The organism is Virgibacillus chiguensis (genome assembly GCF_900129865.1).
In the GTDB taxonomy this organism is placed as follows: domain Bacteria; phylum Bacillota; class Bacilli; order Bacillales; family Amphibacillaceae; genus Virgibacillus; species Virgibacillus chiguensis.
This window is the reverse complement of the sequence record NZ_FQXD01000005.1, coordinates 199,995-222,874: the sequence shown is the minus strand read 5'-3', so window position 1 is coordinate 222,874 and position 22,880 is coordinate 199,995. Positions and strand designations below refer to the sequence as shown.

Sequence of the window (22,880 nt, the reverse complement as noted above, 5' to 3'; positions counted from 1 at the left end):
TTCATGAGCGATTCCAGAACGCGAGCGAGCGCTTTTCCTCGATCATGAGCGATTCCTAGACGCGGGCGAGCGCTTTTCTTCGTTCATGAGCGATTCACGGACGCGAGCGAGCGCTTTTCTTTGTTCATGAGCGATTCCTGGACGCGAGCGAGCGCTTTTCTTTGTTCATGAGCGATTTTCGGACGCGAGCGAGCGCTTTTCTTCGTTCATGAGCGATTTTCAGACGCGAGCGAGCGCTTTCACAGTAATCATGAGCGATTTTCAGACGCGGGCGAGCGCTTTTACAGTAATCATGAAGCGACTTCCAAGCTGGAACTAGCAACTTTCTCCGTTGCACCTCATTCTTATTGACATCCTCCCTCGTATCCGCTAAAATGAAGTAAACGTTTACTCTATAAGGAAGATAACATGAAAAAATCAACGATAAAAGATGTTGCTAGAGAAGCGAATGTGTCTATTGCGACAGTATCTCGAATTTTAAATAATACGGGAAAGGGCTACTCTGACAAAACAAAGCAGCATGTAATGCAAACGATTGAACAGATGGGGTACTTCCCTAATGCTATTGCCCGTAGTTTAATTAATAATGAAAGCGGAACAATTGGAGTGCTGTTTCCTGCGGTGTCTGGAATGGTCAGTGCAGAAATGCTACATGGCATAGAAGCGGCTGCGCAAGTTTACGGAAAGAGTGTATTTGTTTGTAATACATTGTCCGATCCTGATAAAACAAAGCATTATTTACAATTACTTTATGAAAAACAGGTGGAGGGCGTTATATTTGCAAGTGGAAGGCTGACGAGAAATTTTCAAAAAATTGTTAAGCAAATGAATGTTCCTTTTGTCACTTTATCAGGAATATCTGATTTAAAGAACATACCGGAAATAAAAGTCGATGATCTAAAAGCTACCTATGATGCTACGAATTATTTAATCAAGCATGGGCACACAAAACTCGCTATGGTTAGTGGACCGCCTCATGACTTAATTGCAGGTACGCCTCGGATGGAGGGCTTTAAGCAAGCATTAACTGATGCAAACCTTCCTTGTAAATCATCACAGATTAGTTGGAGTAGCGCCTTCTATTTTGAAGATGGCAAACATGCATTTCGTTCCATTATGAAAAGCCACCCAGAGGTTACTGCAATTGTTGCAGCAAGTGATGAAATGGCGGCTGGTGTTATTTCTGAAGCAAATGCACAAGGAATACGTGTCCCTGAAGATGTATCCGTAATTGGCTATGATAATACGAAGTTAGCTACGATGACTGTTCCTTCATTAACTACTGTATCTCAAGAGTTCGACGTGATGGGGTATCGTGCTAGCGAGTTGCTATGCCAATGTATTATGGGGGAAGATACGGATTCGATTATCATGGAACACAAAATAATTGAAAGAGAATCGGTGAAAAAGACAAAGGCTCGGGGCGTAGTTTAGCAACGTAGCGACTGGAACGAACCAATGAAAGATATCGGATTCATGCCACAAAACAAGTGGTATACCGACGTCGTTCGGCAAACCCGTTTTTAGTCAGCCTTCCCCTTAGCCATGAACCGATGATAACTTAAAAGTCGCCTAGTTGCTGGGCGACTGCGCTGGATGTGGCTATTCAGTTATTATACCTACACAAGCTACTCTATCTTTAAATATAACAAGTTCATCTTTTCTTTTTAACGAAGGCTTTCGCCATAAGGTTTGGCGACAAGCCAAGTTTTCTAGCAGTAGAGTAAACGTTTAACCTTAACAGAAAAGGAAGGTTTTCATGACACAAAATAATTGGTGGAAAGAAAGCGTCGTTTATCAAATCTATCCACGTAGCTTTCATGATAGCAACGGTGATGGAATTGGAGATATACAAGGAATTATTCAAAAACTAGACTACTTGAGAAAACTTGGAATCGATGTCATTTGGCTATCCCCTGTGTACGATTCCCCAAATGATGATAATGGTTATGATATTCGTGATTACCAAAAAATCATGGATGAATTCGGAACGATGGAAGACTTTGATACATTGCTTGAAGAAGCACATAAACGAGGACTTAAAATCGTAATGGATCTTGTAGTGAATCACACATCCGATGAACATGCTTGGTTTGTCGAGTCAAGATCAAGTATAAATCATCCAAAAAGAGATTATTATATTTGGAAAAAAGGAAAAGAAAATGGGCAACCACCGACGAATTGGGAATCCGCATTTAGCGGCTCTGCATGGAAATATGATGAGGCAACGGATGAATATTTTCTGCATATGTTTAGCGAAAAGCAACCTGATTTAAATTGGGAAAACCCTGATGTCCGTAACGACGTGTATCAAATGATGCGCTGGTGGTTAGATAAAGGAATAGACGGATTTCGTATGGATGTGATCAACTTAATTTCGAAAGATCAAACCATGCCTGAACGCGAACCAGATCCAGGTAAAGAACTTGTTTCCGCATTTGAATTTCATATGAATGGACCGCGTATTCATGAATTTTTACATGAAATGAATCAAAAAGTGCTCGCTGATTATGATATTTTAACAGTTGGAGAAATGCCAGGTGTAACCGTCGAGGATGCGAAGCTTTACACTGGGGAAGAACGTGAAGAATTGAATATGGTATTCCATTTTGAACATATGGGGCTTTGGAATGGACCAGATGGAAAATGGTCCAACATGCCTTGGAAGCTTACCGATCTAAAAGAAATTTTAAGTAAATGGCAGTACGGTCTAGAACATGAAGGCTGGAATAGCTTGTATTGGAATAACCATGACCAACCAAGGGTAGTTTCTCGCTTTGGCAATGATAAAGAATACCGTGAGAAATCAGCTAAAATGCTCGCCACTCTCCTTCATGGCATGAAAGGAACACCTTATATCTATCAGGGAGAAGAAATTGGTATGACGAACGTCCAATTCCCTTCCATTGATGATTATGAAGATATCGAACTGATTAATTGGTATCATGAACGCTTGGCACAAGGGCATCATAAAGAGGACTTAATGCAAGCTATTTATGCTATTGGTCGTGATAACGCTAGAACACCAATGCAATGGAATGACAAGCCACATGCAGGATTTACAACAGGACAACCTTGGTTAAACGTAAATCCAAATTACACGACAATAAATACAGAAGCAGCTCTTGCTGATCCTAACTCTATATTCTATTATTATCAGCAATTAATTGCCTTGCGGAAACAAGAACCGACCATCATCCACGGAAAATTTGATTTATTACTTGAAGATAACGAAGAAATATTTGCTTACACGAGAACACATCAAGAAGACACTTTGCTCGTCGTATGTAACTTTACAGATCAGCAACAGACATGTGAACTACCAAACGTGCCAGAAGGCCAAGAAATCTTAATTACGAACGAGCCAACAAAAACGATGCATTCCGTTCGCCAATTTACTCTTAAACCATATGAAGCCTTTATATACAGGCTTGCTTAGAAAGAAGGAGATTTTTAATGAGAATGATCGCTTCTCTAGCCATCTCACTCGCTACAGCCCTCTTACTCGTCGGCTGTAGTGAATTTAGCACAAACTATAACTTAGCATTTGCTTCTTATTTACTTGCCTTATTGCCAATGATCATCGTTTATCTCATCGCTCAAAAATGGATCATTGGTAACGTAACACGTGGTGCGGTAAAATAGTCAGTGGGGTTTTTCCCCACTGTTTTTTTATACTCTAAGGAAAACAATAACGTTTTTCTGTCATATAGATTTGACGTAAGCCAAGTTTTTCTAATCCTTTATAAAAAATATCAGGAGAGTCGATTATACTTAATTTCGAGACAAGACAACGCACTATTTTTTAAATTTGTTTACAGCGATAGCATAAAAGGAAATACATTGGTATATGATGACCTTAAGGAGGAGGTTATACCATGAAAACTTCGAAATATATTATAATGATGTATCTTATTTTCTTTGCTATGATGGTTGGGATTAATTATTTCGCTGGGAGCAATGTAGGACAAATAGCCAATCAGTATGAAACGCTTATTCAGCCAGCTGGATATGCCTTTGCTATTTGGGGTGTTATCTACTTATTTTTGTTTATTTGGATCATTCGAGGATTCTTTATTCAAGGGGACAAAGCTACTTTATACAAAGAGTTTCAATTTGTTCTTCCCATTAATTTTGTTTTAAATAGTTTGTGGATTTTAACATTCACTCGTGACAACATACTACTTTCAACGATTATTATCCTCTTATTATTAGGCACGCTTATTTGGATGTACCGTGTCGTATGGACAATTTCTTTCAGTCGCTTACTTGACCGCATTCCATTTTCGATTTATTTTGGATGGGTATCCTTAGCTAGTGTAGTTAACCTATTCACTTATGCAAAAAGTGAAGGAATAACTTCATTTTTAGGGTTAAGTGAGTTCATTTGCACGGTCATTGTCATCTTGTTAGTGACAGGAATAGCGGCTCGAATTACCCTTCGTAATCAAGACCTTTTCTTACCACTTGTTTATATATGGACATTTATCGCCATTTACGTAAAAGATCAACAACAACTATTACAGTTTACTTTACTTCTATGTTGCCTTGTGCTTGTTGTTTGCTTCGTGTTCATTGCTATTAGGAAGATGAAAAAAATCGTTAAATGAACTGTACTACTTTTTTTCAGAAGGACTCCCTCTCCTTATCCACCTAACGACAAACTGCCCAAATAAATAAGTAATTGCTGTTATTATAATTGCTACATCTCTACCAAAAGGCTTAAACCATGCGCCATCATCTGGTATAAAAAAGGAACCTAACACAGAAGAAAAAATGGTCATTACGATTCCTAATAAGAATATAGGGAATACATTTGTATTCTTAAACTGCATTCCAACAACAATCATACATAAAAATAAACTAGGGTATAATAAAATTGGATATGTACCATTTAGATGGCACTGATAATCATAAAAGTGAATTAGGAACGGAAGTGGAAGAATGGACAATATAATATGTGTTTTTTTCATTTCGTTTCCACCTTTACTGTTTAATAACCTTGTATCACTTTAGGATTTTAAAGAAATGGTTTTATTCCTTATAATCTGTGAGCTAAATCATCACTATATCTATTCAGACAAAACATTACCAAAAAGCTTTTACCTTCAACTACAACCCTATAACCAAACTCTGGTTGTGAACGCTACTCTAAATTCATTATCTGTTTCATTCAACGGTTTTCTACCACTCATACTAAAAAACCACCAATTATTATGAATACTAGGCTTAAAAAGATTTGTAATAAACTATCGTTAGGGCGAAAGTGAAATAACAAAACATTTATAATAATAACAAATATGATGATGTAGCCTATCATTCTTATGTAAACATTTCTTGTTTTCCACTTTATATTCCCTAGTATGAGATACGTCTATTGTAGGAGTAATTCACTAAAATGATTAACGAAAGATTTAGAAATCACAAGCAGGGTATGCCGACGTCGGGCGGCATGCTCGTATTTAGTCGGCCTTCCTCTTAGCAACGAACCGATGATGACTTAGCTAGATCTATTCCGTGAAGTCGCCTAGTTGCTGGGCCTAGCCGAACATAGCTTATTAATGTTAATATACATAAGTCTCATTTTATGCTTTCTTATCTTATTTAGAAAAAGCTTTTATTTAGGCTCAAAACAATCCCAATTGCTTCGGAGCGAGTCCTTCATATTCAATGCCTAAAAGTTCTTGAAATTGCTTGGCGTTTTCGGCAGCATCACCACCTGAGTTGTTGTTAAATAACACAACAATGTCCTTCGTTTCTTTTTCTAATCTCTGTATCACTTTTTTCCATTCTATAAGCTCTTCTTGATTATACTTATATAAATAACGTACATCACGCCAATTTGTATTAATACTCGTCGGTTTATTCCAACCAACAGCATTTCTACCATGAAAACGGATAAGCGTCTGCGCTTCATTGGTTACTACTGGAACCGTCGGGATAGAACCTTCTCCTGCCTGTGGTTCATCTACAATCGAATGAATCCAGCCTTCTTGTTTCATGAATGACAATGTGCTTTGGCGAAAACGATCGCTGAACCAAGTTTGATTTCTAAATTCTAAAGCAACGGGAATATCTCCCATCATTTGCTTGCAGTAGCGCAAGTAGGTCACATTTTGTTTCGTACAATCAAACCAAGGTGGAAATTGAAATAAAACCATTGCTAACTTATCCGCCTCTTGATACGGCTGTAACGATGCTATAAATGAGTTAAACATCTCTTTTTTCGTCTCAAAAGGCGAATCCTCTTCTTTCCGTTTATGTCCCGTCATCCCTTGGTACGCTTTTACGACAAATTGGAAATTAGCAGGTGTTTCTCTTACCCATTTTTCTGCATTCTTCACTGGCTGAATTGCGTAAAATGATGCATCCACTTCAACAACAAGAAAATGGCTACTATATTCTGCTAATTTATCTTTTGCTTTAATTTGCTCAGCATATAAGGAGTAATGATCTCCCCACCCTGTCAATCCAATATAGATCAAGAAAAACCCTCCTATTTAAAAATATCATAGCATAGGAAGGTTTTTACATAAAGAAAATATGACTAACTTCTATTGAAGAATATTGTACTTAAGACTTTGAATCATTTTTAATTGCATCTACATAGCTCGAGAGAATCAGTAAAGCATGCAAGAATGCTACCGCCATGGCTTACAATGGGCGGGGCACCATGAATAAGAAAAGTACTTACATCCAAACGTATACATGTTATTGAAGTGAGTGCTTTTATTGACCGGAAGACAATTCCGTTTTCACTTGTTGTACTTCTTGTTGCGATGCGGGCATGGCTGGCTTATAAAATCCCTTTTGCGACGCATAACTATAAAGCGATCGTTGGCGAGATTCATCCCCATTACGCAAATTTATGAGCGTTTGTCTTAGCTGTGCATTATTGGCTTGAGCTATATAATCGGCATAGCTCTTTAAACTCGAATTTAATCCATTTAGATAATCATTCACAATGTCTTTATCTTGTAACATGAGAACCCTCCTATTGTAAAAATGGTAATAACTGTTGCTGCGCTTGTCTAGCAGCTTGTGCATCTTGAAGCAAAATAGATTTCAGCTCTTGATCTGTTGCGGATTGTGCGTAAGTTTCCAATTTATTAGCGATCATCCCATGACCTCCAATAATCTTACGCAAGTTCTCTAATTCGGTTTGCGTTAACTGATTCATGGCACAAACTCCTTTCAGAAAAGTTCAAGCATATTTTATGCGTTTTTAGAAAGGATATACATAGTAAAAATGTCGTTTGCCTTTTAATTTGAATTTCAGCTTCAACCTTATCTTTCACAGATTGTTAGGTGCAGGCTCTGTTATTTCCTGCTTAGACGTTTTCTAGCTCGCATCTTTCATTTATAGAAATGAAATCCTTATAAGCACCTACAAACCTCAACATTTGATATAAATTGAATTCAAAGCGCTGGGACTAAAACTTAACTTTTAATTGGATAAATTAAACCACGAAACTAGGCTAGTGCTGATTCGCACTAGCCTAGTTTTTTCATCCAATTTAGAGCAACTCGGCTTACCGCCAAATCTTTATGGCGCAAGCGTAGTTTTCTTAGAATACATCTTGAAGCTGGGTAATTCCCAAAAAGGTAGGTTTTTAAAAATCACACTTGCAAAAAACACTTTATATCGTGGTTTGTTCAATAACTGTATATGTCGTGCGTCAAATGATCCCATGACCTTTTTGGGTGAGAACCTTAAGCTTTATATTTTTCTATAGTGTAAAAATGCTCTATATTCTTGGTTTGTATATTAGTCATCCATAATGGAATGATTCTGCATTGTTTTCATATCAATGATACGTTGATTTTTACTTCCACGAAACGTTAACGTTAAATCACGTTCTGCTAGAATAAATGGACCATCTACAAGTACGTCCACATATTGCAGTAACTCTAACTGGTGCGGATCTTTATTCTCTAATAATTGTTCTAATGTCCATCCCGTATAAGCCCATATGTTTTTCCCATGCTCTTTAAGTTGTTTAGCTACTTTAGCTACAGCCTCTGCTTGGTAAAACGGATCGCCACCACTTAATGTAATATCATTTAATGGGTTCAGCGCTTCTTCTACAATTTGATTTACATGCATTTCTTTACCATTTCGCAAATTCCATGACTTCGGGTTATGGCATCCTTTGCAGAAATGAGGGCAACCTGCAAAAAAGATAACAGCACGTAATCCTTCTCCATCGACAACCGAATCATGATAAATAGATAACACGCTTGCTGTATCCATTACACATGTCGCACCCGATCATGTTCTTCCGAGGCTTTTGCCGTATTCCATTTATCCATCGTTCCTACAAGATAACCAGTAATCCGGCGAATGCGGTCGATTTGTTTTTCATCCGTTATTTGGCATTTAGGGCATTCATTATCTATCATCCCTGTATAACCACAGTTTTTACATCGATCTACTGGATGATTCACACTTCCATAACCAATACCGCTTTCTGCCATTGTTTTCACAAGTGTATCCATCGCCTTTAAATTTTTACTTACATCGCCGTCTACTTCAATGTACGTAATATGGCCAGCATTCGTATATGGATGATATATTGCTTCTCGTTTTATTTTTTCCATAGCACAAATTGGATAGTATACTGGGATATGAAACGAATTTGTATAATAATCTCTGTCAGTAACGCCTGGAATTCTGCCAAATTCCTTTTGATCTTGCTTGGTAAACCGACCGCTTAAACCTTCAGCAGGAGTTGCTATTAAGGAATAATTTAAATCATATTGTTCACAAGCCTGATCACATTTGCTACGTAAAAACGCAACAATTTCTTCCCCAGTACTCTGTGCTTCATCAGATTCGCCGTGGTGCTTGCCTGTTAAGGCTACTAAGCATTCTGCTAAGCCGATAAAACCAACGCTTAAGCTTCCTTGTTTTAACACTTTTTCTAATCTATCCTCAGGGCCTAATTGTGAACTTCCTTCCCATACTCCTTGTCCATGCAAAAAGGTGAAATCTTTCACAAGTTTACGCGCCTGAAATAAATAACGATCATACAATTGACGTATAACAATATCTGCGTATTCATCTAATTTTTGTATAAAAGCTTCAAAAGATTGTGTAGTAAGTGCTAATTTCACTAAGTTGATACTTGTAAATGACAAGTTGCCTCTGCCAAGACTATTTTCTTTTCCGTGACGATTAGCCATTATTCGTGTGCGACATCCCATATAAGCTACTTCTGAGTATGGGTTATCAGGTTCATAATAGTGTAAATTAAAAGGTGCATCAATAAAGCTAAAATTAGGGAACAGTCGTTTTGCTGTCGTTTTAAGCGCTAGTTGATACAAATCATGGTTTGGATCTTCTTTATAGAAATTAACGCCTTTTTTCATTTTAAAAATTTGAATAGGAAAGATTGGCGTTTCTCCCTTACCTAAACCTGCTTGCGTAGCTAACAATAAATTTTTTACAATCATTCTACCTTCTCTGCTTGTATCTGTACCATAATTAATGGACGTAAACGGAACTTGCCCACCACTTCGAGAATGAAGGCTGTTTAAATTATGAATAAACGCCTCGCATGCTTGATAGCATTCATGATCTGTCTCCGACCACGCTAATTCCTCCAATTCCTGCTTAGAAAGCGCAAGCGGGTACTGTTTTAATTTCCGTAAACGTTTTTCATAGGAACGTTTAACAAACGGTGCTAAATCATAATCAAATGCTGGAAAACTTTGGCCTCCGTGTTGTTGGTTTTGATTGCTTTGAAAAATAATCGCCGCTAACGCCATCGCACTTAAAATCGTTTGTGGGGAGCGCATATGACCATGTCCCGTGTTGAATCCTTTTTCCAATAATTTTCCTAAAGGAACTTGGCAACAAGTAGCCGTTCCTGTCGGCATATAGTCTAAATCATGAATATGAATATAGTTTTCTGCTACAGCTTGGTTAGCTTCTTCGCTTAACATTTGTTGCTTTGCATAGAACTTCGCACTTTCATTGGCAAATTTATTCATCTGTCCACATGGCGATCTGCCATCAACATTGGCATTTTCTTGAATTAAATCTTGATTAGAGCTTGACACAATGTCTTGAAAAGCCAGCATCAAGTCTTCACCTATGTTTTTGGGAGTGTTTTTTGTTTCAATCATTTTTCTTCTTCCTCCATTCTTTCCATTGTAGGAATTACTCTTTCCTACTACCTATAAGGCACGACCTGAACCCTCTAAATAAGAGTGTAGGTGTTATTTTCCCGTGAAATTATTTTGCGGTTGGTAAAACCTTCTCGAAAATAAAAAGGACACCTTGCGAACGAAATATGTTTTTTTCTATTTATGTAATAAGATCATGTTTAGAGTTTTAATTGAATGAAAAACATAAAGCATTTACATACACAAATAACTATATATAGTGTCGGGAAAATAAAACAAACACTATATATAGTTATATAATAGATCACTTCGTATTAAATTTCAAATGGATATTTTATGACTTTTTGATGTAAAAAAAGCAACGTTCGGGTTTTGCCTTAAAATCAACTTGACATTTTCTAAAAGGATATTGTTTACTTTTTCATTAGAAAAGTTTGGCTTGCCGCCACGTCTTATGGCGAATGACATAGTTTTTCTTATACTATAAACCAAAGTCTCGGGGGAGCCTGGTTAGTAGCGTAGCGAGTAGAGCAAATCAACTAAAGTTTTAGGAATCATGCTCCTGCAACAGGATTATGCCGCCGCACTAAAGCAAGCCCGTTTTTAGTCTTCCCATTTAGCACGAACTGATGATGACTTAGCTTAGGACGATTCGTGAAGTCGCCTAGTTGATGGGCGATGGAGCCGAACGTAGCTTATTCGGTTATTTTGTATACATAAGCCCCTAATTTTATACATTCCTATCTTTTGAGAAAAACTTGGCTTGTTGGCAAGTCTATAGCTCTAGTTTTGTTTATTACGATAAACCAAAAAACCTTATACTTTTTTATAGTGTAAAAAGGCTTTAAATGCTGTAGTGCTTGCTCAGCGCACATCTTCTAAGTAGGAGTCTTACAAGCACTTTATCTTAAAATATAACTCGTTACTAATACGCATTTCACAAACCTTCCTAAATAGATGCCTTTATTGCTTTTGTTGCGATAAAGCATTTTAAATGTTGATCTATCGGTCTACTGCCCCCAAAATCGTCTTCAAAAAAACCTGCAATCACAAAGCCTGCATCCACCTGCCCTTGAATTTGATCTTCTAAAGTATGACCAAATTCAATCGTGTGATTTGCTTTTAAATACGCCTCTACTTCTTCTTCACAAAGGTCTTGTAAAGAATGAAAAGGAATTGTATGCTTTACAACTAAATTTCCTTTTCGATCTTCTTCATCATCAAAAATAAATAACACAGGATTCGTAAAACCAGAAATAAGTGTGCCGTTCGTTTTTAACACCCGAGACGCTTCGTGCCAAACATGTGAAATATCTTTCACAAACAAATTTGCAACAGGATGAACAATGATATCAAACGTTTCATCCTGGAAACAAGATAAATCCGTCATGTCACCTTGTACAGTTTTCAGATTTAATCCTTCACGTTCAGCGACGAGCGAATCTTTTTCCAGTTGCCGATTAGATATATCAAATACTGTAACGTCAGCTCCAGTTGTAGCTAAAATAGGCCCTTGCTGTCCCCCACCAGAAGCTAAGCACAAGATTTTCTTCCCTGTAAGAGATGCAGGAAACCAGCTTCTCGGAACAGGTCTATTCGTCGTGACGGTTATTTCCCAATTTCCCGCTTTACTTTTTTTAATTACATCGCTAGATGCTTCCTGCGTATAAACTGCCCTGTCTTCCACTTTCTTGTCCCACGCAAGACGATTTTGCTCCCCAATATCCACCTTTTCCTCTCCCCATTCTAAACATTTATCTATAGAGCACTTGAAATGATCGATCAACGGTACCAACACTCAACTAACTAAGCCTTCTGACCCTTTAGTTATAAAACCATTGTATGATATAATGCGACTAAGTGCATAAGGCTTTCATGGGTGGTGGCTCATCCCTTTATGAAAGGGGGTGAGGCCTATATGACAGTTTTCGAAGGATTGGTCTTAATGATCTCGTTCGGAACGCTCATAGTAGCAATTCTGTCACAAAAAAAGTAACCACCCTAGCCTGACGAGCATTTCATGGTTACTTTTCTCAAAATGTGAGTCGCCCCCTTTAAGGGCTATGCACAAACCGTTTGGTGTTCCAGCACCAAGCGGTTTTATTCGTTTGACTATCTATATATAGTATACCTGATAATACATCAAATGAAAACCGCATATTCGTTCTAAAACTTATGCGCAACTCTTGTTATGAAGCAGGCAGTTGTTTTTTTGCGGCGAGGCTTTTGAGAGCGGGCGGATTAGTTGCGTTGACGAGCGAGCGATTTCTTCGCGTTGATGAGCGATTTTCCGATGTGAGCGAGCGATTTCTTCGCGTTGACGAGCGATCTTCCGATGAGTGCGAGCGATTTCTTGAGCGATCTTCCGATGAGTGCGAGCGATTTCTTGCGTAGATGAGCGATCTTCCGATGAGTGCGAGCGATTTCTTCGCGTTGATGAGCTATTTTGCGACGAGTGCGAGCGATTTTTTCACGTTGATGAGCGATCTTCCGACGAGTGCGAGCGATTTCCTCTGTTGATGAGCGATCTTATTAAAATTGTATGCGGAAACCGTTGAACTCATGTATACCAGTTCCAAACTTTGCAAAGCTGTTCTCTCGCAAATACGTAACTGCTTGCTTCACTTCTTGTAAAATTGATGCGTCTAGCCCGAGTGTATTATGTGAGCCAAAGACTTTCTTTACTCCATCTATGTTCGATATTTTTTCTAAAGACATAACTAAATCAACTGGGTTAGTGGATGGATAAAAAGCGTAGATTGGTGTTTGATCATAAAGTAAATCTCCCGTAAATAAATACCCCTGTGTTGTATCATATAAGACGATATGACCAGGCGAATGGCCAGGCGTATGATAGATAATTAATTGTCTATTCCCCAATTCTATCCTGTCTCCGTCCTTCAGAACATTGGTAGGATAGCCTTGAAATGGTGTATACGTATCTGGATGAAACGTTGCCGGGGTTGGAAGGCTTATATCCCTTGCTATATCTATTCTTATTTGTGCTAATGTCAACCCCTCCATTCCATGTATGAGCCAGTCTTGATCTGCTTCATGAACGTGAATTGTATCATATTCTCCATGGCTCCCAATATGATCTGCATGAACATGCGTTGTAACTACTTCAATCGGTTTACTTGTTAATTGATCCGTTATTCTTTTTATATTATCAATTCCTAAACCCGTGTCGATTAAAGCAGCCTTATGTTCACCTATGACTAAAAAAGAGTGAACTTTTTCCCAATGGCCGTATTCACTAATGGCAAATGTATTGTCAACTATTTTTTGTACGGTAAACCAAGCATCCTGTATCAATGGGTAACCCCCTTTTTCTTGTTTATTCAATAATATTCTCAGCTAGTTTATAAACCCAAATGCTACATTCTTATTTGTTGCACGCAAGCTTTAAAAACTATGGATCCATTATACTATGAGCATCATAAAAAAACAGCTGACATATTTTTTCATACCCCAGCTGTTTTTATCTATCTTTACAGTGATCAGACTAGCAAGCATAGCTGTTTTCACCGAAATCTTAAGCTCTTCTAAACATTTTTTTCGCTATTTCCATACAAATTACTGCAGCGGCTGCTAACCCTGTAGCGATGGCCCAATCACTAAAGCCAAATGCATCAGGGATGTTAAATACATCTCTTGCAAAAGGAAGCACTGTTATTCCATACAAAACAAAACCTAACAATACAGCGCCAATTACATATTTATTGGAGAAAAAGCCCATTTTTATTGACGTCTCCGTATTGGAACGAGCTGGAAAAGTTTGCAACGTACGAGAAATGATTAATGTAGTAAACGCCATAGCAACGCCCATTTCATTTGAATGATCTAATCCTATATAGAAGGAAATAACAACTGCGACAGCAATCAATATTCCTCTCGTTATTACAGTTTGCAATGTTCCTCCAGCAAATATACCTTCATCTGTCGGTCGTGGCTTACGTTTCATTACATTTGGTTCTGATTTTTCCACACCTAAAGCGATTGCTGGCAAGGAGTCGTTTACTAAATTGATAAATAACAATTGTAAAGCTGTAAATGGGTTTGGTAAGTTAAAAATGACGGCATACAAAATGGCAATAATCGCTCCTAAATTACCAGCAAATAAATAACCAATTGCCTTTTTAATGTTATCAAACACCGTTCTTCCCACCTGTACAGCATTAACAATAGATACGAAATTATCATCCGTTAAAATCATTGCCGCAGCATCTTTTGAAACATCCGTACCACTTCCCATAGCTACGCCAATATCGGCTTGTTTTAAAGCTGGCGCATCATTGACACCGTCACCTGTCATTGCAGTAACAGCACCTTTCCGCTGCCATGCACGTACAATTCTAATCTTATTCTCTGGCGACACGCGAGCATATACAGAAATGTGTTCAATTTTTCCTTCTAGCTCGTCATCCGACATGTTGTCGAGCTCTTTGCCCGTAATGGCTATATCATCGTCACCCATTAAACCGATATCTCGTCCAATTGCTTGGGCTGTAGTTTTATGGTCACCAGTAATCATTATTGTTCGAATACCTGCAGCTTTGGATTCTTCAATGGAACTATATACAGCTTCTCGAGGTGGGTCCATCATTGCCGTTAAACCAACAAGCACAAAATCATACTCATCATCATGAGTGACTTCGGTTTTTGTATCAGGTAAACGTTTATACCCATAGGCTAGCACACGTAACGCCTGATTAGAAAACTCTTCATTTGCCCCTTCAAATCGTTCGCGTAAATCATCTGTTATCGGCTGTTCTTCGCCATTTACGAACACATAGCCAGCCCGCTGAAACATGACATCAGGGCCGCCCTTTGCCAACAGTAGCTTTGTCCCATCAATCGTGTTTACGGTTGACATTAATTTTCGGTCTGAATCAAATGGCAACTCGGCTTCTCGTGGAAATCTTTCTCGTAGCGCTTCGTAATTGTGTGCATGTTTGTTCGCAAAGTTAATTAAAGCTATTTCAGTTGGATCACCAACCTCCTGCTTGTCCTGATTGATGTACGAATCATTACAAAGCGCCGCAATATAAACTAGTAAACGCTCTGCCTCATGCCAATTACTTGGATCTTCAGGCAAACGTTCATGCTTATTAAAAGGTAAATAATGATCGGTAACCGTCATTTTATTTTGCGTCAATGTCCCTGTTTTGTCCGTACAAATAATACTGGTGGAGCCTAATGTTTCAACAGCAGGAAGTTTACGAATAATCGCATGCTGTTTTGCCATTTTATTTGTTCCAACTGACAAGACAATGGTAACAATCGATTGGAGTGCTTCTGGAATCGCAGCCACAGCAATTGCTACAGAAAACATTAAAGCATTTAATAATGCAGTTGTTGTATCTACATTACTATCACCAAACCAAATACGCGCAGCTTGAACCACAAAAATAACAATACAAAGAATTAAAATACCGATACCTAACTTTTTGCTAAAACTATTTAATTTCTGTTGTAGTGGGGTTTCTTTTTGCTCTGCTGTCGAAAGCATATCGGCAATTTTTCCAACCTCGGTTTTCGTTCCCGTACCAGTTACGACAAACGTACCCCGACCATATACAACTAAAGAACTACTAAACACCATGTTTCGACGATCACCAAGCGCAGCTTCTTCTTCAATTGCTTCGATCGATTTATCAACAGCCTCTGATTCGCCGGTGAGCATTCCTTCATTTACTTTCAAAGAGCCACTTTCCAATACCCGACCATCAGCAGGAACGTAATCCCCCGCTTCTAAATAAACAATATCTCCCTGGACGAGTTCTTTAGCAGCAATCGTCTGCTTCGTACCATCTCGTATGACTTTTGCTTCAGGCGCAGACATATCTCGAAGCGCTTCTAAGGAGCTTTCCGCCTTACGTGTTTGCACAACACTAATGACAGAATTGATTAATAATACAAGGAAAATAATGAGTGACTCCACCCATTCTCCCAGTAACATTTGCACACCAGCTGCCGCTAATAATACAATAACCATTGGATCTTTAAAGGTTTCTAAAAATAATTTCCACGTAGGAACTTTTTCTTTATCTTCTATTTCATTATATCCGTCCCGTTTCAGGCGTGCATTCGCTTCTTGTTGAGATAAACCTTGTTCCGTGGACGCTACTGCTTTTAGAACATCTTCTGTTTGCCTTTGGTAATATTCCATCTCCAAATTCTCCTTGCTTGTTCAGTTTTGCAGTTATACTGTCAAAAATATATTATACGTTATCTTCTTCTGTTACTTCTATTTCTTCTAGTCGAGTAATTAAGAGTTTATCGACAAGTACACTATCCATATCGACTACTTCTAATTTCAAATTAACGATAAAAACACTATCCCCTTCTATTGGAGTATTACCTATTTCGCTCGTGATAAAACCACCTAGTGTTTGGAAGGATGTATCTTTCATAACATCATCATCAATTTCATCTTCTAAATCGAAATAACGCAAAAATGTATCAAATGGAACTTGACCGTCTGCAAGCCATGAATCATTATCACGCTGCATAATTGTAGCCCTTTCCCTACTGCCTTCTGTCTGTATTTCACCAACAATAACTTGCATAATATCATTTAACGTTACAAAACCTTCGACACCGCCATACTCATCTACAACGACAGCCTGATGGTATCCTGATTCTTTTAATGTTTCCAAAGCCTTAAAGACTTTTACATGTTCCGGTAGAATCAACGCTTTTTCAATACAGTCATCAATCGAGAATGCTTCTCCGGATTGTAATTTTGAAAACACTTTTTTTGTATGTATAATACCTAAAAAGTGATCTAAGCTCCCTTTCCCAACAGGAAAGCGTGAAAACTCACTTTGACTAATGATTTCCATATTTTCTTCAAAACTACTTTCTATATCTATCCACGTTAATTGCGTTCGCGGTGTTAATATATCACTCAGACGCTGATCGCCCATATAAAAAATTTGATCGACCATCTCGTGCTCAATTTCCTCAATACTCCCACTATGAACACCTTGCTCAATCATTTGTTGAATTTCTTCTTCTGTTACATCTGGTTCATTCGTTGTTTTAATTCCAAGTGTCTTGAGGGCGAGTTTTGTGGACTGGTCTAGTATCCAGATTAACGGTTTGGCAACTTTTGAAAAGAAATACATCGGTTTTGCCACTGCAAGTGCTACTTTCTCCGGATTTGTTAAGCCAATTTGCTTTGGTGTTAGTTCACCGATAACGAGCGTTAAAAAAGTTGTCAATGTAACGACAAGTACCATACTAATCTCCGTGCTCCAAGGAGCTAAAAAAGGAATTTCGCTCAAGTAAACACTCACATCATCCGCAATGGCGGCACCACCAAAGGCACCAGATATAATTCCAATCAACGTAATCCCTATCTGAATGGTAGATAGAAGCTCACTAGAGTTTTCCGCTAAATAAAGGGCTGTTTTAGCTTTGCTATTCCCCTCCTTCACTTTTTGTTCTAATCTTATTTTCCTTGATGTAACAACTCCAATTTCCGTCATTGCAAAGATACCATTTGCAATAATTAAAACGAGAAGAATAATGATCGATACAGCCAAATTATCCATTTCTACACCTTTCCTTTTTCATCTGCCTTCATTTGGGGAAGGCAGCTATCTATACTAAAAGTGTCTGCAATGTCTTTATATATATTTTGCCACAGTATAGTACATATTCCCATTATTACCTGTAATTAAGCTTTTATTTCCAATGCTTCGATAAAATTTTATATGACATCGTGGAATTTATCATTCAATAGTTTCCGATCGTACAAAAAATCCAAGCTGAAGATTATCATCGCTTGGAAATAGTGATACAGTGACTTGTCGTCTGTTTATTAACACGTGACTGTACAACAAAAGTATAAACAACTGACCTTTTATAATCAGTCGATTTTTAATTATGCCTTTATACATCATTGCTTTTATACTAGAAACCACATCATTTATAATAGATATGAACCGCCCTTTTTCCTTCATCGAATCTCAAACATTTAATAAAGTTCAAACACAATCCCCATTAACGAATAAATAATAATGGTAGAAAAAAGCACTGTCATATGGATTAAGGAATACAGGAACATGGAAGTTGCCCACTTCTCTGAATCCACTTTGTTAAATCGATACACACTAAGCGCCAACCAGCCTACACTTAATAAAAGTGCTACTAACATTAACCCAATACTCAATGTACCAAATAGAAAACTAATTACAATCATAATAATTAAATAAACGTTCGTTTGAATGTAGGTGCGTTGCACACCCTTTACAACAGGAAGCATTGGAATTTTTGCAGCTTTATATTGTTTATGATTCCGAATGGCTATTGCATAAAAATGCGGCATTTGCCAAATAATCATTACAATAAATAAACCGATTATGGCAGGGTGTGTAATATCTGGATAGACAGCGGCCCATCCAATGAGTGGAGGCATCCCACCGGAAATACTGCCTATTTCTGTATTATATACCGTTTTTCGTTTGCTCCATATCGTATATGGAACGACATAAAAAAACAGCCCCAAGAAAGCTAATAGTGCAGCTAACCACGTTGTTAACGCCAATAATGCAATTCCGCTGATCGCCATAACCACACTCAGCAACAGTACAATAGCTGGTTTTATTTCCCCTGTTACAGTAGGTCTTCGCTTGGTCCTTTCCATAATTGCATCAATATCTCGATCATATAAATTGTTAAAAGCACCCGCAGCTCCAATAACTAAGGCTGCACCAAGTAAAGCAAAAATAACTTCCGGCAACTTTTCCATAAAACTAATTTGATACGTATATAAAGCCAAAGTAAAACCAGCAAACATCGGGATCAGATTGGAACGAATAATCCCAGTTTTAATCGTTTTTGACAAAATGCTTGCCCAATTTTGCCTTGATCTTTCCTGCTTATTTTCCAAAATCATGATAACTCTCTTCCCCTTTAGAAAAACTTGGCTATCGCCAAACCATTATGACAATGGCTGTCTTTTTGTTTCTACTATAAAACCTAAAAAATTCAAATTCTCCTATAATACAAATAATATATGTTACCTGTTTCTTAATTTCAAACTGATGGTTCTCTTAAACATAGAACATTGACGTTTCATATCCCTTACAAGTCTTTATATAGGCTATTCATACATTCTTACAGATTGTAATGCACGTTCACACACCTAGATTAAGGTTTCCTTCAATATACAAACGCATGAATTAAATCTAATGCCCCAATACTATTATACGATAACAATTACTATTAAGCATGTGAAAGATATGTGAACCCCTTCATTGATTCTTATTGTTCATCATAACATCTTCTCTTTCCATATATATAACAAGAAAACGTTAACAAATCTTTAAGAATTAAGCCCATGTACCCTTCCTAATATTTGCTATACTGAAGGTATTGACGCAATCATCCTAATGGGGAGGTAATTATTTTGAAGAAAATGGAAAATAAAATAGCAATTGTTACTGGTGCAGCAATGGGGAATGGAAAAGGTATTGCTGAAGTTCTAGCCAAACATGGTGCTACTACTATTTTGCTAGATGTCTCCAAGCAAGTGCATGATACTGCGAAAGAATTAACAGAACGTGGCTTTGAAACGATGGCTTTAGAAGTGGATGTTACAAATAACGAAGATGTAAAAGCTGGAATTGATAAAGTTATAGAAAAATATGAGCGTATAGATGCTCTCATTAACAATGCAGGTGTTGTTCGATTAGCAAACTTTGAAGATATGGACGATGAAACAAGAGATTTTCATTTTAACATTAATATTAACGGCGTTTGGAATGTAACGAAAGCTACTTTGCCGCATATGAAAAAAGCAAAGCAAGGTAGAATTGTCAATCTATCCTCTGTAACAGGAACGATGGTAGCTGATCCTGGTGAAACCGCATATGCAACAACAAAGGCAGCCATTCTTGGTTTTACAAAATCGCTAGCTCGAGAGGTAGCTCCTGATAATATTACTGTGAATGCTATTTTACCAGGCTATGTGTTAACTCCTATGGCAGAACAAATGGCAAAAGAAACGAATCCAGATAATCCGCAAGAAGTCATTGACGGCATAGCAAGCGGAGTGCCTTTAGGACGTCTTGGTAAAATTGAAGAAGTCGGTGAACTTGCAGCATTCTTAGCTTCTGACGAATCCAGCTATATTACAGGTACACAAATTGTTATTGATGGTGGTAGCACATTACCAGAAACGGTTTCGGTTGGGAGCTAAATTTTTCAATATAGGCCATGTAAGGAAAAACAATTTCCTACATGGCTTTTTTTGCATAGAATATTAAGTAGCTTCATTCTTATCCTGTTCGCGTAAAAAAACATAAATTTCAATTAAGAAAATAAACAGAGCGACTACAGTAGCAATAAGGAAACTACTCGTTTGATGAATGCCAATAAAAAGACCAATTATATGCAAAGCGAAAATACGAATCAGTAGAAGAAGTACAGGATTAGCTAAATTTTTCCCAACGATCACTTTAACTACTAACTCGATTACATTATCAATTGTAAATAGAAAGATAAGGTATCCGATAAATATAAAACCTATTTGCTTTATAGTTAAATCCAAATCCAAAAATGTATTTGTCATTTTAATGGAGCCAAGTAATAAAAATATACCAGCTCCAAAGACGAGCGTTACTATGAGAGCTAAACAAAATGAAACGAAAAACATGATAAAAACATTCTTTTTTTCGGAACTTTCGTCTTTTCTCTCAGCAATAAATATCCAAACAGAAAAAAGCAGAAAAGACAGTATAAATATTGCTCCAACTATGGAGATAGCTATGTTCATACAATTCCTCCAAGTCTTGATCGATGCATCATAAGTAATCTAGTTTATAGCATTATACATCGTAGACATACCCTTACATACCTTGCTGAAAATGAAAGATATAAGCAGCGGATCACTTTATTTTAAATTCACTTTCAGATGTATGTATCTCATCTTCTACTGTAACGTGCTCTTGGCAAATTTTTAATAATTGTTTCAACGTTTTTTCCGATGTAACGACAAAGGAAGTAAAACCAAATTTGTATTTTATTTTCACCACAAAACCTATATTAACATCTGACGAATAGCCATAAAACTTGTGATTTTTATATATTGCTACGGCTTTTATAGAATGAATATGCTTCCACGAAAGAAAACGTGTACCAATTAATATGCCATCCTGTTTCACCGCAACTAAATTTAATGGCAACATGAAATAAGCATACATTAAAAAAAATAACATAAACAAATATTGATGCCAGGAGAATACATCTGTAATATAAACAATGCTAAACATGGAAGCGATAAAAAACAAGAACGCCACATTAGCTAATAAACCTAATTTCTGTCCTTCAACAGTTGGTGGAGCAGTTATTTTTTGCGGATGCTTCCGAATCGTTCTTCGTTCTTCATTCGTTAATGGAAAAATATGCGCTTGTTTTAATTTCACAATCACTTGGATGATCCGAAAAATATAATAGACAAGCGCTAATAATACGAAAATCATGAATAATGTTTCCATGAAAACAACCCCCTTTGTAAACTTTTATAGGGTTTCATATTCTTCTACCGTCGATGGGATAAATTGGATGGAATAATGAGAAGGTAGCTCAGATTGTAGTTTACACAATAAGCGATATCCTGTTTCATTATACATCATTACTTGTTTTTTAGCATTTGAAAGTAATGTATCTTTTTCCCAATTTATCCACGTTCCATAATTGGAAGCCCATGTTTCTAATTCGTTTTGTAGCTCCTTAGAAAGAGGTAAATCCTCCATATCTAAATTACAGCGACAACCCTTACACCAAATAGGGTCTGCCATATCCGCTTCTAATAATAACTCTCTTGTCTCTCCAGCTTTACAACAACATTCCAACATGTTAACCTCCTACAAAACTTGTTCTCCTAAATTATAACGGATTAGTCACTACGAAGGAAATGAATTATTAGTAAAAATTGTGATGATAAACAGCCTAACATGCTATTTCATTATAGCGTTTCATATCAAACATGCATACGAACATATGCATCATGAAAACCGCATTCTCCCCTTCTGTAAACTTTAAGTTAACAGCTTTCAACCATAGGTTTCTTCCTTATTATCCATTCATCATTTATACTAGAAGTACGAGAGGTGAATGGACATGGAAGAACAAGCAAACACTTTTGGAGAGCAGCTAAAACAATGTAGGGTGGAACGAGATTGGTCACAAGAAAAGTTGGCTACAGAGTTACATGTTTCTCGCCAAGCCGTCTATAAATGGGAAACAAATAAAAGCTACCCCGACATCCAGAATTTAATACGTATTAGTGATCTGTTTAACATAACAATTGATGAGTTGATTCGTGGAGATAAACAAATGCAAAAAACGATTAGCATTGACGATGATGAATTATTTGATGAATTGTCTGACCCTGGTTTTTATATAGGAATGATTCTAATACTAGTAGGCGTGTTAATCTTTGATGGTCCTTTAACAGATACCTTCTTGTTTATTGGTCTTATTATGATAGTTTTTTTTACTGATACTGTACAATCGTTGAAAAATCTGTTTAAAAGCTAGATAGTAAGGATCTTTAGTTACTTTGAAAACAGAGCTTATCGTCAATTCTTCTGGTGAGAGAGTAGTTTTCTTATACGATAAACCTTAAAATTTATTTAGTGTAACAATCATGAGAGCATATGCAACGGCGCTTTTTTATATTTTTTTCGCATACAAAATTTATTTAGTGAAATACACCTACTATTATGTCTCTA

Annotated in this window: 21 protein-coding genes and 1 pseudogene; 8 read left to right on the top strand and 14 right to left on the bottom strand. The window is 37.3% G+C overall.

Annotation, left to right across the window (positions count from 1 at the left end):
- The first annotated feature begins 408 nt into the window (after window positions 1–408).
- The 4 genes and pseudogenes from BUB45_RS07955 (at window position 409) to BUB45_RS07940 (ending at window position 4,610) form a co-directional block, all read left to right on the top strand.
- Window positions 409–1,434: a substrate-binding domain-containing protein gene (locus BUB45_RS07955; protein ID WP_073007076.1), complete on the top strand. Its 1,026-nt coding sequence runs from the start codon at window positions 409–411 to the stop codon at window positions 1,432–1,434.
- A gap of 325 nt (window positions 1,435–1,759) precedes the next feature.
- Window positions 1,760–3,439, top strand: a complete 1,680-nt coding sequence (locus tag BUB45_RS07950; RefSeq protein ID WP_073007074.1) for a glycoside hydrolase family 13 protein — start codon at window positions 1,760–1,762, stop codon at window positions 3,437–3,439.
- An 80-nt stretch (window positions 3,440–3,519) separates the two neighbouring features.
- Window positions 3,520–3,645 (top strand): annotated as a pseudogene (locus BUB45_RS07945) (carbohydrate ABC transporter permease); the annotation flags it as partial.
- A 233-nt stretch (window positions 3,646–3,878) separates the two neighbouring features.
- The gene (locus BUB45_RS07940; protein ID WP_073007071.1) at window positions 3,879–4,610 is read left to right on the top strand and encodes a tryptophan-rich sensory protein; all 732 of its coding nucleotides are present in this window, start codon (window positions 3,879–3,881) and stop codon (window positions 4,608–4,610) included.
- Between the two features lie 6 nt (window positions 4,611–4,616).
- On the opposite strand, the gene BUB45_RS07935 is transcribed toward BUB45_RS07940, so the two are convergent.
- From BUB45_RS07935 to BUB45_RS07905, 7 genes are all read right to left on the bottom strand, one after another.
- Complete coding sequence (locus BUB45_RS07935; protein WP_073007060.1) at window positions 4,617–4,973, bottom strand: hypothetical protein; 357 nt, start codon at window positions 4,971–4,973, stop codon at window positions 4,617–4,619.
- 654 nt (window positions 4,974–5,627) lie between these two features.
- Window positions 5,628–6,485, bottom strand: a complete 858-nt coding sequence (locus tag BUB45_RS07930) for a DUF72 domain-containing protein (protein ID WP_073007059.1) — start codon at window positions 6,483–6,485, stop codon at window positions 5,628–5,630.
- Between the two features lie 244 nt (window positions 6,486–6,729).
- Window positions 6,730–6,984: a spore coat protein gene (locus BUB45_RS07925; RefSeq protein WP_073007057.1), complete on the bottom strand. Its 255-nt coding sequence runs from the start codon at window positions 6,982–6,984 to the stop codon at window positions 6,730–6,732.
- A 10-nt stretch (window positions 6,985–6,994) separates the two neighbouring features.
- The gene (locus tag BUB45_RS07920; protein WP_073007055.1) at window positions 6,995–7,180 is read right to left on the bottom strand and encodes a hypothetical protein; all 186 of its coding nucleotides are present in this window, start codon (window positions 7,178–7,180) and stop codon (window positions 6,995–6,997) included.
- Window positions 7,181–7,768: 588 nt separating this feature from the next.
- Window positions 7,769–8,254 (bottom strand): anaerobic ribonucleoside-triphosphate reductase activating protein, encoded by a 486-nt coding sequence (gene nrdG / locus BUB45_RS07915; protein ID WP_073007054.1) that lies wholly within the window; start codon window positions 8,252–8,254, stop codon window positions 7,769–7,771.
- A complete protein-coding gene (locus tag BUB45_RS07910; protein ID WP_073007052.1) occupies window positions 8,254–10,131 on the bottom strand; it encodes an anaerobic ribonucleoside triphosphate reductase in 1,878 nt (625 codons plus the stop codon). Before BUB45_RS07910 ends, nrdG begins: the two co-directional genes overlap by 1 nt.
- Window positions 10,132–11,080: 949 nt before the next feature.
- Window positions 11,081–11,860 carry a class I SAM-dependent methyltransferase gene (locus BUB45_RS07905; RefSeq protein WP_073007050.1) on the bottom strand — a complete coding sequence of 260 codons (780 nt, stop codon included), beginning with the start codon at window positions 11,858–11,860 and terminating at the stop codon, window positions 11,081–11,083.
- 168 nt (window positions 11,861–12,028) lie between these two features.
- Here BUB45_RS07905 and BUB45_RS20765 point away from each other — a divergent pair, with 168 nt between their 5' ends.
- Both BUB45_RS20765 and BUB45_RS19820 read left to right on the top strand, forming a co-directional pair.
- Entirely contained in the window at window positions 12,029–12,127 is a 99-nt protein-coding gene (locus BUB45_RS20765) for a putative holin-like toxin (protein WP_367946636.1), read from the top strand.
- Between the two features lie 230 nt (window positions 12,128–12,357).
- On the top strand, window positions 12,358–12,525 hold the full coding sequence (locus BUB45_RS19820) for a hypothetical protein (RefSeq protein WP_212590751.1): 168 nt from the start codon (window positions 12,358–12,360) through the stop codon (window positions 12,523–12,525).
- Between the two features lie 138 nt (window positions 12,526–12,663).
- Here BUB45_RS19820 and BUB45_RS07900 read toward each other — a convergent pair whose 3' ends face one another.
- The 4 genes from BUB45_RS07900 to cyoE all read right to left on the bottom strand — a co-directional run bounded on the left by BUB45_RS07900 (window position 12,664) and on the right by cyoE (window position 19,039).
- On the bottom strand, window positions 12,664–13,446 hold the full coding sequence (locus BUB45_RS07900; RefSeq protein WP_084723575.1) for an MBL fold metallo-hydrolase: 783 nt from the start codon (window positions 13,444–13,446) through the stop codon (window positions 12,664–12,666).
- Window positions 13,447–13,666: 220 nt separating this feature from the next.
- A complete protein-coding gene (locus tag BUB45_RS07895) occupies window positions 13,667–16,303 on the bottom strand; it encodes a cation-translocating P-type ATPase (protein ID WP_073007038.1) in 2,637 nt (878 codons plus the stop codon).
- A 52-nt stretch (window positions 16,304–16,355) separates the two neighbouring features.
- Window positions 16,356–17,693 carry a hemolysin family protein gene (locus BUB45_RS07890; protein WP_073007036.1) on the bottom strand — a complete coding sequence of 446 codons (1,338 nt, stop codon included), beginning with the start codon at window positions 17,691–17,693 and terminating at the stop codon, window positions 16,356–16,358.
- 425 nt (window positions 17,694–18,118) lie between these two features.
- Window positions 18,119–19,039 carry a heme o synthase gene (gene cyoE, locus BUB45_RS07880; RefSeq protein WP_073007032.1) on the bottom strand — a complete coding sequence of 307 codons (921 nt, stop codon included), beginning with the start codon at window positions 19,037–19,039 and terminating at the stop codon, window positions 18,119–18,121.
- 522 nt (window positions 19,040–19,561) lie between these two features.
- On the opposite strand from cyoE, the gene ucpA reads away from it, so the two are divergent.
- Entirely contained in the window at window positions 19,562–20,344 is a 783-nt protein-coding gene (gene ucpA, locus BUB45_RS07875; protein ID WP_244527690.1) for an SDR family oxidoreductase UcpA, read from the top strand.
- Window positions 20,345–20,407: 63 nt separating this feature from the next.
- Here ucpA and BUB45_RS07870 read toward each other — a convergent pair whose 3' ends face one another.
- The 3 genes from BUB45_RS07870 to BUB45_RS07860 all read right to left on the bottom strand — a co-directional run bounded on the left by BUB45_RS07870 (window position 20,408) and on the right by BUB45_RS07860 (window position 21,998).
- On the bottom strand, window positions 20,408–20,920 hold the full coding sequence (locus BUB45_RS07870; protein ID WP_073007028.1) for a hypothetical protein: 513 nt from the start codon (window positions 20,918–20,920) through the stop codon (window positions 20,408–20,410).
- A gap of 112 nt (window positions 20,921–21,032) precedes the next feature.
- Window positions 21,033–21,641, bottom strand: a complete 609-nt coding sequence (locus BUB45_RS07865) for a hypothetical protein (RefSeq protein ID WP_073007027.1) — start codon at window positions 21,639–21,641, stop codon at window positions 21,033–21,035.
- Between the two features lie 24 nt (window positions 21,642–21,665).
- Window positions 21,666–21,998, bottom strand: a complete 333-nt coding sequence (locus tag BUB45_RS07860) for a hypothetical protein (protein WP_073007201.1) — start codon at window positions 21,996–21,998, stop codon at window positions 21,666–21,668.
- 268 nt (window positions 21,999–22,266) lie between these two features.
- Between BUB45_RS07860 and BUB45_RS07855 the strand changes: the two genes are divergently transcribed.
- Window positions 22,267–22,686, top strand: coding sequence for a helix-turn-helix domain-containing protein (locus BUB45_RS07855; RefSeq protein WP_244527687.1), 420 nt, complete (start codon window positions 22,267–22,269; stop codon window positions 22,684–22,686).
- Window positions 22,687–22,880 lie beyond the last annotated feature (194 nt).